Source organism: Aquamicrobium sp. NLF2-7, assembly GCF_022359935.1.
GTDB classification, from domain to species: Bacteria; Pseudomonadota; Alphaproteobacteria; order Rhizobiales; family Rhizobiaceae; genus Mesorhizobium; species Mesorhizobium lusatiense.
Map to the genome: position 1 here is coordinate 133,490 of NZ_JAKSED010000002.1, position 12,900 is coordinate 146,389.

12 protein-coding genes and 1 pseudogene are annotated in these 12,900 nt (G+C 62.1%); 2 read left to right on the forward strand and 11 right to left on the reverse strand.

Features of this window, described 5'->3' with window-relative positions:
* Positions 1-51: 51 nt before the first annotated feature.
* The 11 genes and pseudogenes from MIC97_RS17500 to MIC97_RS17550 form a co-directional block, all read right to left on the reverse strand.
* Positions 52-196 (reverse strand): annotated as a pseudogene (locus MIC97_RS17500) (IS6 family transposase); the annotation flags it as partial.
* A gap of 65 nt (positions 197-261) precedes the next feature.
* A complete protein-coding gene (locus MIC97_RS17505) occupies positions 262-1,320 on the reverse strand; it encodes an HlyD family secretion protein (RefSeq protein ID WP_239801288.1) in 1,059 nt (352 codons plus the stop codon).
* A gap of 23 nt (positions 1,321-1,343) precedes the next feature.
* On the reverse strand, positions 1,344-2,999 hold the full coding sequence (locus tag MIC97_RS17510) for an MFS transporter (protein ID WP_239801289.1): 1,656 nt from the start codon (positions 2,997-2,999) through the stop codon (positions 1,344-1,346).
* Entirely contained in the window at positions 2,980-3,435 is a 456-nt protein-coding gene (locus MIC97_RS17515) for a MarR family transcriptional regulator (protein WP_239801290.1), read from the reverse strand. Before MIC97_RS17515 ends, MIC97_RS17510 begins: the two co-directional genes overlap by 20 nt.
* An 881-nt stretch (positions 3,436-4,316) precedes the next feature.
* The gene (locus tag MIC97_RS17520) at positions 4,317-5,099 is read right to left on the reverse strand and encodes an SDR family oxidoreductase (RefSeq protein ID WP_239801291.1); all 783 of its coding nucleotides are present in this window, start codon (positions 5,097-5,099) and stop codon (positions 4,317-4,319) included.
* A 16-nt stretch (positions 5,100-5,115) separates the two neighbouring features.
* Positions 5,116-5,964, reverse strand: coding sequence for a fumarylacetoacetate hydrolase family protein (locus MIC97_RS17525; protein ID WP_239801292.1), 849 nt, complete (start codon positions 5,962-5,964; stop codon positions 5,116-5,118).
* 17 nt (positions 5,965-5,981) lie between these two features.
* On the reverse strand, positions 5,982-6,770 hold the full coding sequence (gene attM / locus MIC97_RS17530) for an N-acyl homoserine lactonase AttM (RefSeq protein WP_239801293.1): 789 nt from the start codon (positions 6,768-6,770) through the stop codon (positions 5,982-5,984).
* A gap of 20 nt (positions 6,771-6,790) precedes the next feature.
* Positions 6,791-7,216: a cupin domain-containing protein gene (locus MIC97_RS17535; protein ID WP_239801294.1), complete on the reverse strand. Its 426-nt coding sequence runs from the start codon at positions 7,214-7,216 to the stop codon at positions 6,791-6,793.
* 37 nt (positions 7,217-7,253) lie between these two features.
* Entirely contained in the window at positions 7,254-8,231 is a 978-nt protein-coding gene (locus tag MIC97_RS17540) for an ABC transporter permease (RefSeq protein ID WP_239801295.1), read from the reverse strand.
* A 17-nt stretch (positions 8,232-8,248) separates the two neighbouring features.
* Positions 8,249-9,772, reverse strand: coding sequence for a sugar ABC transporter ATP-binding protein (locus MIC97_RS17545; RefSeq protein WP_239801296.1), 1,524 nt, complete (start codon positions 9,770-9,772; stop codon positions 8,249-8,251).
* 13 nt (positions 9,773-9,785) lie between these two features.
* Entirely contained in the window at positions 9,786-11,048 is a 1,263-nt protein-coding gene (locus MIC97_RS17550) for a sugar ABC transporter substrate-binding protein (protein ID WP_239801297.1), read from the reverse strand.
* 230 nt (positions 11,049-11,278) lie between these two features.
* On the opposite strand from MIC97_RS17550, the gene MIC97_RS17555 reads away from it, so the two are divergent.
* On the forward strand, positions 11,279-12,046 hold the full coding sequence (locus tag MIC97_RS17555) for an SDR family NAD(P)-dependent oxidoreductase (protein WP_239801470.1): 768 nt from the start codon (positions 11,279-11,281) through the stop codon (positions 12,044-12,046).
* An 84-nt stretch (positions 12,047-12,130) separates the two neighbouring features.
* The gene (locus tag MIC97_RS17560) at positions 12,131-12,862 is read left to right on the forward strand and encodes an IclR family transcriptional regulator (protein ID WP_239801298.1); all 732 of its coding nucleotides are present in this window, start codon (positions 12,131-12,133) and stop codon (positions 12,860-12,862) included.
* The last annotated feature ends 38 nt before the right edge of the window (positions 12,863-12,900 follow it).

Genomic DNA, 12,900 nt, shown 5'->3' on the forward strand with positions numbered 1-12,900 from the left:
AGGTTGGCGCCCCATGCGCATTGTCACGCCAGATGTCTATCCGATCGACTGGCGGTGGATCGTGGAATGATCGACGCGCATGCCGCGCCCGGCCATCATCTCTTCCAGGTCATGCAGGCTGAGATTGCAGGCCGGATACCACCGCACACAGCAGGATCACCGAGCGGTCAAAATGGCGGGCTGAAAATACAAGCACGTTCGCGGCGGGCGACCGCGTATCTGCCGGGCTTTGCAGTGCAAATCCGGGCGGCGTGCCGCTTTTCAGATTCCGGAGGTCGCCTCTGCCTGTTTCAGGTCGACGGTTGCGACGACCGAAAGGCCCGGCACCAGTTTCTCGATTGAGGGCTGGTCCGGATCGACGTCGATCATCACCGGAATGCGCTGGGCTACTTTGGTAAAATTGCCGGTGGCGTTGTCGGACTTGATCACGGCGAATTCCGAACCGGTGGCCGGCGCGAAACGCTGGATGGTGCCAGTGAAACGCTGGTCGCCCAGCGCATCCACGGTGAAGTCGACCTTGAGGCCGGCGTGCATGCCGCTCAGCTGGGTTTCCTTGAAGTTGGCCACCACCCAGACCTGGCGCGGAACCACCGAGCCTATCTGGGTGCCGGCCGAGACATACTGGCCAAGGCGGGCCGTCACTTCGCCAAGCGTTCCGTCCTGCGGCGCCACGATCCGGGTGTTGGCGACGTCGATCTCCGCCAGCTTGACCGCCGCTTCGGCGCTCTGGACCTTGGCCTCCAGCGAGCGGCGGCCCACCACGATGGTGTTGAGATCCTGCTGCGCCACGAGCAAGGCCGCTTCGGCCTGATGCAGAGATGCCTGCGCCTGATCGAAGGAAACACGCGCCTTGTCCTCTTCGCTCCTGCTGGCATAGTTCTTGGCCACCAGACTGGTGGTGCGCCGATAGGCGGTGTCGGCGGCATCGAGGGTGGCCGTTGCGGCCTCCAGCGTGGCCCTCGCCGATGCGATCCGCGCCTCGGCGGACCGGCGGCTCTGCTCGGAATTGGCGAGATCAGCCTCGGCGCTGGCCAGCATGGCGCGGGCCTGTTCCAGCTTCTCTGCATAGATGCGGTCATCAATCCGCGCGATCAGATCGCCGCGCTTCACAAGCTGGTAGTCGCGCACCGGAACCTCGACGAGGTAGCCGGAAAGCTGGGGGCTGAGCAGCGTCACCTGACCGCGGACATAAGCGTCATTGGTGGTCTGCAGGGAGCCCCGGAACGGCGGCAGATTCCAAACATGGAGAATGACGAGCACACCGGCAAGACCGGCGACAAGGGCAATGCAGGTTGCGATAAGCCGCGATATTCTGGACATCGAAGTTTTTTCTTTTCAATATGTTAAGCAGTAATTTCGGGTCGCGCCCGAAGCGGGAAAAACTGTTCCCGGTGGCGCCAGGCGACATGCACGAGCAGGCACAGCAGGGTCAGAAGCGCCAGCCACGACGTCAGCAGGAAGGCGTCGTTATAGGCCAGCGCATAGGCCTGCTGCTGGACCTGCCTAGCAAGCGTGGATGCGCCGTGGCTGGTCTGGAGGGCGGAATCCGTCAGCAACCTGCCATAGGCGCCTACGAGCTGTTTCAGGCGGGCGGCAACCTGCGGATCGGTCGATGACAGGTGCGAGACAAGATGAGCGGAGTGGAGCTTCTCGCGCCAGTCGATGAACGTGCCGTAGACCGCGCTGGCGAGATAGGCGCCGACCTTTTGTGTCGCGAGAAACACGACGATGAACGACAGGATGTAGCCGGGTCCGCGCTTCATGGCCGCCCCCATCCCCACCACCAGGGCGGGCGGCAGGAACAGGCCGCTGGCGAAGCTGACGAGAAACTGGCTGATCAGCATCTGGTCCGGCCGGGTGAGCACGGTGGACTGGCTGTCCATATAGCTGGCGAGTGCGACCAGCAGCAGCGAGATGGCATGGATGGCCGGCTCGCGGCCGGGTTTGAGCACGGCCGCGCAAACCACACCCGACACGATGCCGCCGGCCAGAATGGCGAGATAGAGCCCCGCCATCTGCTCGTTGACCATGCCGACATTGCGCAGGAAATTGATGGCGCCGCTGCTCTGCTCCGAGAACAGGAGGCGCGACACCATCAGCGCGCCCGCCAGATGCAGGACCTCGCGCGACGTCAGCCACCGTATATCGATCAGATGGTTGTCGCGGTTCAGCTCGATCACCGCATGGACGGTGGATGCGGCGATGCCGCCGATGAACAGCCATGCTATCCAGTCGGCAGCCGTCCACCAGTAGATGCGTCCCACGGTGAAGATGACAGCGAAGCACCCGAGGCCGACCGCCAGGAAGACATAGCTGACGATATCCAGACTGTGGATCACCCTGGCGCGCGGCGGCGATTGCAGGGGAAGAACGAAGACGAAGCCGACAGAGATCATCGCCAGCCCCATCTCGGCGACGTAAAGCGCATGATGGCCGCCGATGTCGAGCAGTGCAGGCGAGATGAGCCCGGCAACGGGCATCGGCATGGCCATGGCCGTGAGCGCCGTGCACAGGCCCACATTCATCTTGCGGGCCGGAGGAACGGGTTCGAGTATGTAGAGGAAGCCGAGCGAGGTCATCGGCGCGGCGGCGATACCGGCGAAAAACCGCAGCACCAGCGCGCTCTCGTAGCTGTCCGCCCAGAAATGCCCGAGGCAGACGAGGACATAGACGACAATCGCCACCTCGGCGAAGTTTCTCAGGCCATATTGAGCCCGCACTTTGAACAGCAGCAGGGTCAGGCTGGCGTTCGGAAACAGATAGGCCGCCATCAGCCATGTCGCTTCCGTCGTGGTTATTCCCATCGATCCGGCGATCTGCTGCGTGTTGGCGGAGATGAAGCTCAGGCCCAGCCCCTGGGTGAGCGAGATCATGACTCCGGCCGCGATGTAGGCCAGGGTGATCATGGGCGGCTTCGGCACGAAAGGCGGCGGTGCCGCCGGTGCAGCGGCGGCCTGCGGCCTTTCGGAAACAATCGGCTCAGCTTCTGCCGTCGGCATGGTCGAGTTCCGCGACATTGGCGGCGATGCGCGCGAACAGCCCGATGCTCGCCTGAAGGTCGTCCGCACCGATCTCGGAAAATATCCGCTCGCGCAGGTCCTGCCCCACCGCTTTGACGATCTCGGCCTGTTCTTCGCCGAGCGATGTCAGAACCACCAGCTTGACACGGCGGTCGCCGGGATCGGGCTGGCGCTCGATGAGGCCATTTTCCTCCATGCGATCCAGCAACCGCACCAGCGTCGGCTGCTCCAGTTCGAGCTCATAGGCCAGCTCGCTCTGGTTCATGCTCGGCTTGCGCGCCAGCCGCAGCAGGGCGCGCGCACGGGGATAGGTGAGACCGTGCGTCATCACCTGCTGATTGAAAGCCGTACGGATTTTCCGGCTCACATTGGTGAGCGCCTCCAGAAATTCCGACTCCAGAGCATCTTTTTTCATATTGCACTTAATATTAGTAAGCTAACTATGTGCGAGCATATAGCGCCCTGTCAGGAAATTTTCAAGTTCTTATTGCGGAGCGAGTTTGGCACGTTAATCGGCTCAGGGATCTGCACTTTGCCTATTCTGCTCCGTGCATCGTCGCAGTCTTCACGATCTATGCCCTGGTTGCAGTGCCGGTATCGCCTTCCTTTGACCAGGCTGAACCTCGCCCACGACATGTCTGCACGCGATGCAGCATCGAACTGCGTGGCGCCATCGAGGACATCTATCGTATCGAAGTGACCAAACACTCACCCACGATCAGAAATCTGGTTTCTCAGCTCCTGCATGCACCAGTTGTCGCCGTAATTAGCCGGGCAAAGCGCCTTACCAGCTTCTCGGCCGGTTCTGACCAGCATGGTCCGTCGTCAAGAATTTTGAGACAGATGGCGGTCAAGTTTAGCGGAGGTTCCGGCCCCGTCCCCCGGGCAGTTGCCAGCTGCACAATACCTTCAATGAAATGTACGTTCTGCGATTTCCTTCCAAGGTTAACGAGGCCAGAAATGCAGCCGCGAACCGCCGGATGCGAGCATATTGGGTGGGCTGGCAGGTGATCAAATCATCCTCCCTGCGAGGCTTTCTTACCGCCTTCGTCGAAGCTGTTGCCTGAATGAGCTCTTCCCAGCTTGCGACAGTAGTCACCGCCTCTTCAACAGAAAGCCGAGCATCGCGTTGGGCGGTTATGGCTTCGCCTAAACTCACGAAGAAATCGAGTGCGGATGTCGCCGACGATGCGGTTTTCCGCATCCTCATGCAACAGGCGCAGGGCGTTTGCCGCCCCCGCATCCTGCCCGCGACTGTCAGAAACCCGGCCGGCCGGAGGGTCGCGAGAAAAGGCCTCAGTCGTTGTAGAGGCCGCTTTCGACACCGACACGGCGATAGGCGGCACCGGCTGTAAAGCCGCCGTCGATCACGAAGTCTTCGCCCGTTATGAAGCCGGAATCCTCGCCGGCAAGAAACAGCACCAGGCGGGCGACTTCTTCCGGCGTGCCGCTGCGTTTCATCGGCGTCAGACCGATCATCGGCTGAAGATGCGGCGCATCGGCGTTGAGGCCGGTGACGATCAGGCCCGGACAGACGCTGTTCACGCGAATTCCCCAGCCGACATATTCCATCGCGGCGGTCCGGGTCAGCCCTCTGACGGCCCATTTGCTTGCCGTATAGGCCGGATCGTAGTGGCCGGAAAAAGCGCTGTTGGACGAAATATTGACGATGCTGCCGCCGCCGCTTTCCTTCATCAGCGGCGCTGCATGCTGAATGCCCAGAAAGGTGCCGGTCAGGTTTATGGCCATCAGCCGGTTCCATCCCTCCAGCGACGTATCGTTCAGGGACTTGCGGTTGATGATGCCCGCATTGTTGACGAGAATGTCGAGACGGCCTTTCCAGGCGCGGACATGGCTGATCGCCGCTTCCCACCCGGCCGCGGATGAGACGTCCAGCCTGAGGAACCGCGCCTCACAGCCCTCGCGTTCAAGGCTGCGCGCCAGTTCGGAGCCTTCTTCTTCCAGAACGTCGCAGATGAGCACCGCCGCCCCCGCTGCGGCCAGCATGCGGGCTTCGGCAGCCCCCTGACCACGGCCGGCACCGGTGACGATGGCAACGCGATTGGCAAGCTTGGTCATGGCAGTGCTTTCCATCTCAGTGGCGCGTGGGAATGGTTTTCTGGGTCTGGGTTCCGAGCCCCTCCACCGAAAGGCGCATGGTCTGACCGGCCCTGAGGAACACAGGCGGCTTATGGCCGAGACCGACGCCCGGCGGCGTGCCGGTCGCAATGATGTCGCCCGGCTCCAGCGTCATGAATCGGCTGATGTAGGATACGAGGCTGGCGACGCCAAATATCATGGTGCGGGTGGAACCGTTCTGGCGGCGGACACCGTCCACCTCCAGCCAGAGCTCCAGCGCCTGCGGATCGGCAACCTCATCGCGGGTGACCAGCCACGGGCCGACGGGTCCGAATGTATCGTGGCTCTTGCCCTTCGTCCACTGGCCGCCCCGCTCGGACTGGAACGCCCGTTCGGACACGTCATTGACGGTGCAGTAACCGGCGACATGTTCGAGAGCGTCCTCTTCCCGGACATATTTGGCACGCTGGCCGATGACGACGCCCAGCTCCACTTCCCAATCTGTTTTGGAGGAACCTTCCGGGATCTCGATGTCGTCATCGGGGCCGCAGATCGCGCTCGTCGCCTTCATGAACAGAATGGGCTCGGCCGGCGGTTCCTTGCCGGTCTCGCGCGCATGATCGGCATAGTTCAGCCCCACGCAGATGAATTTTCCGGTCCTGCCCACACAGGCACCGATACGCGGAGGGCCCCCGACGAGGGGAAGCGTGCCGGGATCGATCCTGCGGAGCATATCCAGCCCGGCATCTCCAAGCACATCACCGGCTATGTCATCGACGATGCCTGAAAGGTCCCGCAAGCTGCCCGACTGATCGACAAGGCCGGGTCTTTCCCGGCCGGGCTCTCCGAAACGTAGCAATTTCATGATTTGATGGTCTTTCTTCAGTAAAAATCCGGAGCTTTTTTTAGCGATGCCCACTGCGTTCCGTCATGGCCCGCAACGACGAGCGCATCCGTCTTTTCCCGGACGGCCCGCAATTTGCGCACGGAGCGCACGGCATCGACGGCCGAGTGCAGCGCCCCCGGCAATGCCCTCTCCTCCCAATGATCCAGCGTATCGGCGGCATCGACGGCCAGCAGAACCGACTGACCGGCGGACGTCCGCACCAGAATCGACTGATGGCCGCCGGTATGTCCGGGCGAGCGGATCAGCACGATCGAGCCATCGCCATACAGGTCGTAAAAATCGCCCCATGCGTCTTCGAGAAGCAGCCATTTCAGAGCCGGATTGTCGAAGTCCTTGCGCACATAGGCACCGCTGGCGAACCAGTCGGGCGTGAAGGCATATTCATACTCGTTGCGCTGAACGACGTGCGTGGCCTGCGCAAAGCGGCCGACCGCGCCCACATGGTCGAGGTGCAGATGTGACAGCACGACATACCGGACACTGTCGACATCGAAACCGAGTTTGCCGATCTGGGCCACGCACCCCTGCTCGGGTGTGAGCACGGGATAAAAGAATTCCGCGACCTTGCCCCAGTGACCGTAGGGATCGATGGCGCACTCCACAGGCGTGCCACCGTCGATAACGACATTGCCCTTCGGGTGGGTGATGAAGAAGAAGGGAACGGGAATCTCGTGATCGGCGTCACCGCCCTGATTGAGATAGATGTCGTGATATTTGCATTTCAGGATGCCCGTATCGAACATATAGAGGCGGATATCAGTCATGGGTTCCTCCCTGATTTGGGTCAGGCGCGCGAATAGCCAGCCAGTATGGCGTCATCGACATCCGGCAGATTGACCACGATGTTTTCCGGCGTGCGTGCCGTGAGCCAGACCAGTTCCTCCGTCGTGCTCATATTGACCTCGACATGCGGCATGAAGGGCGGAACGAATACGAAGTCGCCCTCTTCCATGTCGATATATTCAGCATAATTCTCGCCGAAATAGATGCGCCCCTTGCCCTTGAACACATAACCGCCGGTTTCGGCCTCGCCATGGTGATGGGGAAACGAACGATAGCCCGGCTTGTTGCTGACCTTGCCGAACCAGATCTTGGTGGCAGGCGTGTGCTGCGGGCTGACACCCGAGATGCGAACGGCGCCGCCGGATTGCCCGGTGCCGGTGTGTTCCTGATCCTTGCGGGTCACGACGGGGACAAGCCTGTTTGTCATGTCTGCTCCTTTGACTGCTGAGGCGAACTGATCGCGATCACTTGATGAAGGCGTATTTCCGGCGATCCATGGTCGAGGCCACCGCCAGAATGATTACGAGGCCCTTGATGACCTCCTGAGTGAAGCTGCTGACTTCGGTCACGTCCATGCCGTTGGACAGGATGGCGATGACCAGCACGCCCAGAATGGTGCGGTGCGGGCCACCCACGCCGCCGGACAGGGAGGTTCCCCCCATGACGATGGCGGCGATGGAATCGAGCAGCATATTGGCTCCGGCCGCAGGCGTCCCGGCTCCCACCTGCGCGGTGAGCAGCACTCCCGACAGGCCGCACAGCGCTCCGGACAGCATGAAGGCGAACACCTTGTAGCGTTCGACGGGAACGCCGCTGTTGGCCGCCACGATCTCGCCGCCGCCGATGGCGAAAAGATAGCGGCCGAGCACGGTGTTGAAGGCGACGAACGACAGCACCGCGGCGGCGGCCAGCGCCAGCAGGATGATATTGGGAATGCCGGGGATCAGTTCGGCATTGACGAAATCCGTCAGCCCCATGTCCATGAACATGATGGAAGAACCGCCGCAGATCATGTTGGCGATGCCGGAGAGGATGGACAGCGTGCCCAGCGTGACCAGAAAAGACGGTACCTTGAGGCTGATCAGGATGACCCCGTTGACGAAGCCGACGATCAGCCCCGTGCCAATGCCAGCGGCGACGGCGGCCACAGGCCCGAAATCGTCGATCATCAGGGCCGTCACGATCCCCGCGAGGGTGACGGCCGAACCGACAGACAGGTCGATCGAGCCGATCATGATGACCATGGTTCCCGCCAGCGCCACGAGCAGCAGCACTGACGACTGGCGGCCAATGTTCATGATGTTGTCGAACGTCATGAAATAAGGGTTCTGCAGGGTAAAGAACACCGCAAGAGCGGCGATCACCAGTATCGGATAGAGCGAAACCGCGTGCCTGGCGATCCATTTGCCAGGATGAGCGGTGGCGGGGCTGGAATGGGTCACTCCGGTTTCCATTTCTGTCAGACCATATGGGTTACGACTGCCGTCTCGGCAGGTTTGTCATGTGCCGGCGCCGCCAGCTCAGCCGAAATCTTGCCTGCACGCAGGGTCAGGATGCGGTTGGAGAGCCCGATGATCTCGGGCAGATTGTCCGAGATGAGGACGATAGCCACGCCCTCGCGGGCCAGCTTGCGCAACAGCGCGTAGATTTCTTCCTTGGCCCCGACGTCGAGACCCCGGCCGGGGTCGTCCAGAACGAAGAGCCGGATGCCGCGTGCCAGCCATTTGGCGAACACCACCTTCTGTGCATTGCCGCCCGACAGGTTGCGGATCTGGATGGCCCGGTTCGGGGTCCGTACGCGCAGACGCCGGATCCAGTCATCTGTGACTCCGGCCTGTTTTTTTGCCGAAAGCACGGGCCAGCGCCCACGCCGGAACGACTTCAGGCTGGGAAGCGTGAGATTCCATTCGACCGAATGCATGCCGATGACGCCGGCGCTGTTGCGCTCCGCCGGGACGGAGCCGACATCGGCGGCAAGCGCGGCGGCGCGCGATCCCGGCCGCAACCGCCTGCCATCGACGGCGATCTCGCCTTTTCCCGCGACCGCGCCGGTAATGGCATGGCCGAGAGCGGTCTTGCCCGAGCCCAGCACACCGGCGACGCCGAGGATTTCTCCGGCGCGCACCGTGAGCGACACGCCTTCGATCTGGCCGGGCACCACAAGGTCGCGAACCTCGAGAACGATTTCGCCGAAATCCTCGCGTTGCTCGCTTTCCTTGTAATAGCCCGCCGAACGCGGTCGTCCCACGATCGCTTCATGCAGCGTGTCCGCCGTCACCTCCGAGACAGGCCAGGTGCCGTTGACGGTCCCGTCCTTCAGGGCCGCAACGCGGTCACACACGGCAAACACATCGGAAAGCCTGTGCGAGACCAGAATGATCGAGGCCTTGCCCCGCCAGCGCCTGATCGAGTTGAACAGGATCTGGGTTTCGGCGTCCGACAAGGCACTGGTCGGCTCATCAAGCAAAATGACCGGCTCGACAGGATAAATCCGCCCCAGCGCGAAGGCCTTGGCGATCTCCACCAGCTGACGCTCTCCAAAGGCAAGACTGCCGGTGATGGCGAAGGGATCTATGGCGATGCCCAGCTCATTCAGGACATCGGCCGCAAACCTTGCCATGGCTTTCCTGCTGAGCACCCCGCCCCGGGAAAACCCGGCTTCGCGCCCCAGCAGGATGTTCTCGAAGACGGGCAGGCTGGCCACCAGCCCCTGCTCCTGAAACACGGTCGCAATCCCGGCACGCGCGGCATCGGCAGGCGAGCCCGGGCTGACGATGTTGCCGCCAGCCAGCAACTGGCCCTCGCTCGGGCTTACGGTGCCATTGATGACCGAGATCAGCGTCGACTTGCCCGCGCCATTCTCGCCGATCAGCCCCAGAACCTCGTGCCGTTCGAGCCTCAGATCGACGGAACTCAGGGCCGTGACCGGACCGTATTGCTTGCTGACGCCACGCAGTTCGAGCGCCGGTGGTCTCCTGTCCATGACGACCGGCCCGTCAGGCTTTCACAGGACCGGCTTTGTAATGCGCGGCATAGAGCGCATCGACGGAAGCAAAGATCTCCTTGTCTTTCGCCCCTGCATAGGCCGCGTTCAGGCGCTCCTTTCCTTCCGGGAACGGAGCCCAGTAGGCTTCGGGATCGATGGCTGTGATCTTGTTCTGCGGGTCCCAGTTGTCGGGGTTGAGAGTGCGGCTCATCAGCGCCCAGTCGAAAGGGCTCGCCCCTTCGCCATAGATGGCCGCCTCGATATTTGCGGCATTGTCCGCCGTGGCCAGCGCGGAGCCGGTGAACAGCAGCCGCTCGCCAAGCGTCGGCTTCCAGCCATTCAGCGCATCGAATGCCAGCACCGCGGTGAAGCCCGCGCCATAGGGCGGCAGCGATGTATGGGTGGCAACCATCTGCCCGCCTCTGGCCACCTCGCGCAACCCTTCGGGCAGACCGTCGACGCCCGACACCTTAACCTTGTCGAGCTTGCGCTCGCGCAGCACCGACAACACACCAAGCGCCATGTTGTCATTCTGCGCGAACACGCCCTTCATGTCGGGGTGGGCCGTGATCATCGAAAGCATGACCTTGCGGGCCTGCTCGCGATCCCAGTTTGCCCGCAGGCCGCCAACGATGCTGATGCCGGGATATTCCTTCGCGGCCTGCATGAGACCCGCGGTGCGGTAGGAATCCGTTGGCGTCGCCATGCCGGCGATGTGGACGATCTTCCCTTCCCCGCCGACGCTGTCGAACAGCGCCTTGGCCACTTCATAGGCGCCTTCCACGGAGTTGGGCGTGACGAAGGACACATAGTGATCGCCGATGTCGGGGGGCGTGAACCAGGCCGGGGATTCCCAGCTCGGCACATAGAAAATCTGGTTTTCCTCGCAGAATTTGGCCACCGCCGGCAGAGAGCCGGCCGGCTCGACGCAGCCAATCAGCATGCGCGCGGAGCTGGCAGGCAGACTGCGCACCTGCGAAAGCTGCCTGGCCGTATCGTTCTGATGGAACAGCTCCTGCTTCTCAAGGCCGAGCGCATCGGACGCGGTGGCGAAAGCACGCGTCCACACAGACCAGTAGTCGTTGGCAGGCGTCGAGACCTGATTGGCAATCTTGCCGCGGATAATCTCTGCCGCTTCCGCCATGCGCGACACCGCCGGCGTCATCGCAAGCGAAATGCCGGCCGCGCCCAGCAGCTTCATGAAAGTGCGGCGACCAACGCCGTCTTCCAGGGCGTGCATGGTCGCAAGCATGTTGAATTCTTTGTCGATCATGATGGCTCCTCCCAACTAATAAATCCAAAATTATCATATTATGAGAAACAGTAATTTATATCCATGTCAATAGGCTGCCGACCGGCACCCGTCCGGCTCCGCCGCCCCGTTCAGCGCGGGATTTCATAAGGAATTCCATGAGATGCACAGCTTCCGGTTAAGCAGGACGGCAGATGCTTGACAAAATGTTTTTATGTAAATTATCGTAATGTGATAATTTTGAAGGAAAAATCATGCTCAATGACCAGGCAGCCATCGTCACCGGCGCTGCGCATCCGGACGGAATCGGCTTTGCGATTGCGCGCACCCTTGCCGAGGCTGGCGCCGGGGTTGTTCTGGTGGACCTCGACGCCGCCGCCTGCGAGCGCGCCGCGGCCCTGCTGAACGCCGGCCTGCCGGCTGCGCCTGCTTCCCGCGTCATCGGAATGGCAGCGGATGTGCGCAGCGGTGCTGCTCTGGCTGAGGTGGTAGCCTGTGCAAAAGAGCGCTTCGGCAGGCTGGATGTCGTGGTCAGCAATGCCGGCATCGCGCAGGCCCGCAAGCTTCTCGACATCACCGATCAGGACTGGCAGACCACGCTCGACGTCAATCTGCGTGGCACGCTCAATCTCTCTCAGGCTGCCATTCCGCATATGCAGGACGGCGGCGCCATCATCTGCATCGCTTCGATTGCGGCGCAGCGCGGCGGCGGGCTGCTGGGCGGCCCGCACTATGCCGCCTCCAAGGGCGGCGTGCTCGCGCTGGCAAAGAGCATGGCGCGCGAACTCGGGGCCCGCAGCATCCGGGTGAATTGCGTCAATCCAGGCATCATCATCACCCCAATGAACGTAAACGCGTTCGACGAGGCCACGCAGCAGCGCTTCATCGAGACGATCCCGCTCCAGCGCTTCGGAACGCCTCAGGACGTGGCCAATGTCTGCCTGTTTCTGGCGTCGCCGCTCGCCGGCTACATCACCGGCACTGCCGTGGACATCAACGGGGGAATGCACATCCACTGATTGACGCGCGCGACCCGGGACCTGATAGACTGCAGCCGGTCGTCAAGTTTCAGTTTCAATCGCAAGCCGGAGCCCCCCAGCCGAATGGACAGCCTTCAGCGCATGATCGCGATCTTCGATATGTTTGACGGCGACTGCACGACCGTTACCGTGGAGGAGGTGGCAACGACGCTCGACTGCTCCGTTCCAACCGCATACCGCTACCTCAAGACGCTGAGCGCCGCCGGCCTGATCGCGCCGGACATGCGCAAGGGATTTACCCTCGGCGCGCGCATCATCCAGCTCGACCGTCAAATCCGGCTGAACGATCCGCTTCTGCACCGGGCCGGCGACGTGATGAACGGCATGCTGGACGATGTGCAGGGAAACCTGATGGTCTGCGGCTATTACGGCAAGAATGTCGTGTGTATTGCGCAGGCCTGGCCCGATCGCACGGTTCTGACGAGTTACGACAGGGGACGGCCGATGCCGCTTCTGCGCGGAGCCGCCGGCAAGGCGATCCTCGCACATTTGCCGGACCACCGGCTGCGCAGCCTGATGCTCTCCAATGCAGCCGAAATCGCCGCCGCTGGTCTGGGCAATGACTGGGCCGGTTTTCGCAAGACCCTCAGGGATATCCGCAAACAAGGCTACTCGTTCAGTCGCGGCGAAGTTGACAGCCGCAATGCCGGCATTGCCGCGCCCATTCTTTCCGAAGACAAGCGCATTCTGGGCAGCCTGGTCATTGTCGTTCCGAGCGCGGAACTCGCCGACGATCAGATCCCGGTCATTGCCGAAAAGATCATAGCCGGAGCACAGGCGATTTCCGTTTCCTGAGACGTTTCAGGCCCCGATGACTTCCGTATCCGCCGGCC

Excerpts from the sequence above, each read along its gene's own strand:
- MIC97_RS17505 (WP_239801288.1), bottom strand. The coding sequence starts at position 1,320 with ATGTCCAGAATATCGCGGCTTATCGCAACCTGCATTGCCCTTGTCGCC.
- MIC97_RS17510 (WP_239801289.1), bottom strand. The coding sequence starts at position 2,999 with ATGCCGACGGCAGAAGCTGAGCCGATTGTTTCCGAAAGGCCGCAGGCC.
- MIC97_RS17515 (WP_239801290.1), bottom strand. The coding sequence starts at position 3,435 with ATGAAAAAAGATGCTCTGGAGTCGGAATTTCTGGAGGCGCTCACCAAT.
- MIC97_RS17520 (WP_239801291.1), bottom strand. The coding sequence starts at position 5,099 with ATGACCAAGCTTGCCAATCGCGTTGCCATCGTCACCGGTGCCGGCCGT.
- MIC97_RS17525 (WP_239801292.1), bottom strand. The coding sequence starts at position 5,964 with ATGAAATTGCTACGTTTCGGAGAGCCCGGCCGGGAAAGACCCGGCCTT.
- attM (WP_239801293.1), bottom strand. The coding sequence starts at position 6,770 with ATGACTGATATCCGCCTCTATATGTTCGATACGGGCATCCTGAAATGC.
- MIC97_RS17535 (WP_239801294.1), bottom strand. The coding sequence starts at position 7,216 with ATGACAAACAGGCTTGTCCCCGTCGTGACCCGCAAGGATCAGGAACAC.
- MIC97_RS17545 (WP_239801296.1), bottom strand. The coding sequence starts at position 9,772 with ATGGACAGGAGACCACCGGCGCTCGAACTGCGTGGCGTCAGCAAGCAA.
- MIC97_RS17550 (WP_239801297.1), bottom strand. The coding sequence starts at position 11,048 with ATGATCGACAAAGAATTCAACATGCTTGCGACCATGCACGCCCTGGAA.
- MIC97_RS17560 (WP_239801298.1), top strand. The coding sequence starts at position 12,131 with ATGGACAGCCTTCAGCGCATGATCGCGATCTTCGATATGTTTGACGGC.